Genomic DNA, 3,146 nt, shown 5'->3' on the forward strand with positions numbered 1-3,146 from the left:
GAGCGCGGCCGGCGTCAGCCGGCGGCGGCGTTCAACGAAGGGCTGATCGGCCGGTTTGGCCGCGGCGCTGGTCGCGGCATCGAGCATCGAGCGAGCGTTGAGCGGTTCCACGGCTGTCCACGTCCATTCCAAAAACCCGCGGGCCACGGCTATGCGCCCCGGGCGTGCATCCCCTGGGCTCATCGGATAACGGACAAATCGGAAGATTCTCTAAAGCGGCCTTAAGAATGGTTAGTGATTGGTAAATGCGTCGCGATATCCCGCGAGCACGCCGTCGACCATCGCCTGCTGGGAGAAATACGCCGAGATGCGCTCACGCAAGGACGCCGCGCGTTGCGCGGTCAGCTGCGCGTTCGCGAGCGCGGCCGCAATCGCGTCCGCCATGGCCTCGGCGTTGCTCGCTGCGAACAGCGCGGGGCTCTCGGTACCGAAGATTTCGGGGATACCGCCGACGCGTGCCGCAATCATGGGAATGCCGGCCGCTCCAGCCTCGATGACGACATACGGCATGGAATCGCCGCGCGAGGGGACGACCAGAAGCCGCCCCTTGGAAAAGCCGTAGCGCGCCTTGACGTGACCGAGGAAGCGGATGGCGCTGCCAAGGCCAAGCCTCTCGACCTGTGCCTTCAGCGCGGCCGTCTCCTCGCCGTCGCCGCCGAGCGTCAGCGTGACCCTGGTGCCCTTCGCGTGCAGGCGCGCGACCGCATCGACCAGGAGGTCGGCGCCCTTGATATGCCTGAACTCGCCGACATAGGCGAGATCGGTGGCATCGTCGGCAACGACGACCGGCTCGAATTCCTCGGGCGTCACGCCGTTGAAGACACAATGCACCACGCCCTTGGGCATGCCGACGATGCGCTGATAGGTGTCGCGGGCAAAGACGCTCTCGAACAGGAACAGGTCGGTCGAGCCCATCAGCGTGCGCTCGAGCCGCGCGTAAAACTCGCCCTTGAGGGTGTTGAGGGGATAGTGCAGCGAGCCGCCATGCGGGGTGTAGATGCGGATGGTGTCGTCGGAACGTCGCCGCATGCGCAGGAAGGCGCCGGCCTTGGCGCCGTGGCCGTGCAGGACGTCGGGCTTGAGCTTGGCGATCAGGCGTCGCATCCGCAGCCACACCAGGAAATCGTCCGGCGACGGTTCGCGGTGAATCGCCATCCGGTGCACGCCGAGCGTCAGCCGCGGTGCAAGTTCTTCAAGCGCCTTGTCCGCGCGCTCGCCGCCGGTGAGGCTGTCGGCGAGGATGCCGACATGGTGACCGCGATCGACCTGGCCGTTGGCGACGTCGAGGATGTGGCGAAAGATGCCGCCCACGGGCGCGCGCACGGCGTGCAGGATTCGAAGCGGCTGGTCGGGAGAGGGGGGCATGATCTAAACCAGCGCTCGACGGCGGATGCCGAACAAAGTTCTCGAAATATCGAGACGGATTAAGAGMCTTCGTGGTTAACAAACGGTGACGACAGCGCGCGCGTCTGTCGCAAGGGTTCACGATTAACCCAGCGGCAACCTTAATGGAGTGTAATCGCCCCGGTTGAGCTAGGTTAGTGGCGTTGCCCTGCGGGAGTGTTCGATGCGTTTAGCGTTCTGGCGTGCCGGCAAGGACAAGGCGCTGGTCGAGCGGGCCGTGCCGAAGCCCAGGCCTGAAGCCAAAGCCAAGGTTGACGCCAGGCCTGCGCCCGCCGCGGTGAAGCAGGCGCCAGCCGAATCCGGTGATATCGATCTGCACGCGCTCGGCGGCGCGCTTGCGCGCAAGCGCGGTTGGATCATCGTGCCGACGGTGCTGGCGCTCGTCGCTTCCGTCGCCGTCGTCAATCTCATCACGCCGCGCTACAAGTCCGAATCGCGCATCCTGATTGACGGCCGCGAGAACGTATTCCTGCGGCCGACCAGCGACCGCAGCACCGAGGAGCGGCAGGCGCTCGACCCCGAGGCCGTCACCAGCCAGGTCCAGCTCGTGCTGTCGCGCGATCTCGCGCGCGAGATCATCAAGAAGAACAAGCTTGCGGAGCGGCCCGAATTCGATCCGGTGCTCCAGGGAATTTCGCCGCTGAAGTCGCTCGCGGCCCTCGTCGGCATCGGCCGCGATCCGTTCTCGATGACGCCGGAAGAGCGCGTGCTCGACGCCTATTACGAGCGCCTGCAGGCCTACGCAGTCGACAAGTCGCGCGTCATCGTCGTCGAATTCCAGTCCGCCGATCCCGATCTTGCCGTGCGCGTCGCCAATTCGATCGCCGACGGCTATCTCGTGCTGCAGCAGAATGCGCGCCAGGATCAGGCGCGCAACGCGAGCCAGTGGCTTTCGGGCGAGATCGAGAATCTGCGGAAGAAGGTCTCCGAGGCCGAGGCGAAGGCTGAGGATTTCCGCTCCAAGTCGAGCCTATTCGTCGGCACCAACAACACCACGCTGTCGAACCAGCAGATGGGTGAGGTCAACACCCAGCTCAACAATGCGCGCGCGCTGAAGTCCGACGCGGAGTCCAAGGCGCGGCTGATCCGCGAGATGCTCCAGAGCGGCAAGCCGATCGAGGCGTCCGAGGTGGTGAATTCCGAGCTGATGCGGCGGCTGTCCGAGCAACGGGTGACGCTGCGTGCACAACTCGCCGAACAGTCGTCCACGCTGCTCGGCAATCACCCGCGGATCAAGGAGCTGAAGGCGCAGCTCGGCGATCTCGACAATCAGATTCGCGACGAGGCCGCCAAGATTTCACGCTCGCTGGAAAGCGACGCCCGCATCGCCAGCGGCCGGGTCGACGGCCTGACGGCGAGCCTCGAGCAGCTCAAGACGCAGGCGACATCGACCAACGGCCAGGACGTCCAGCTTCGCGCGCTCGAGCGCGAGGCCAAGGCGCAGCGCGACCTGCTCGAGACCTATCTCGCAAAATATCGCGAGGCCAACACCCGCGAGAGCATCGATACCGCGCCGACGGAAGGCCGCATCATCTCGCGCGCCATCGTCTCGAACATGCCGGCCTACCCGAAGAAGCTGCCGATCGTGCTGATCGCCACGCTCGCGACACTGCTGCTTTCTTCCGGTGTCGTCGTCACCGGCGAGCTCTTGCGCCAGACCGCGCCGCGCGCCGTCGCCGCGTTCATCCCGGCGGCGGTCCGCCAAGAGCCGCACGAGCCGCAAGGGCCGCAAGGGCTGCAAG

The 3,146-nt window shown here is 65.8% G+C and carries 2 protein-coding genes; one reads left to right on the forward strand and one right to left on the reverse strand.

Annotated elements, in window-relative coordinates:
- Positions 1 to 231: 231 nt before the first annotated feature.
- Entirely contained in the window at positions 232 to 1,365 is a 1,134-nt protein-coding gene (locus ACXJL8_RS37485) for a glycosyltransferase (protein WP_456686654.1), read from the reverse strand.
- Between the two features lie 202 nt (positions 1,366 to 1,567).
- On the opposite strand from ACXJL8_RS37485, the gene ACXJL8_RS37490 reads away from it, so the two are divergent.
- The coding region (locus ACXJL8_RS37490) for a GumC family protein (RefSeq protein WP_456686655.1) at positions 1,568 to 3,146 on the forward strand (1,579 nt) is incomplete at its 3' end.

The organism is Bradyrhizobium sp. P5_C11_2 (assembly GCF_054049755.1).

What these genes read in the sequence shown, in the direction of transcription:
- ACXJL8_RS37485 (WP_456686654.1), bottom strand. Translation starts at nt 1,365, where the DNA reads ATGCCCCCCTCTCCCGACCAGCCGCTTCGAATCCTGCACGCCGTGCGC.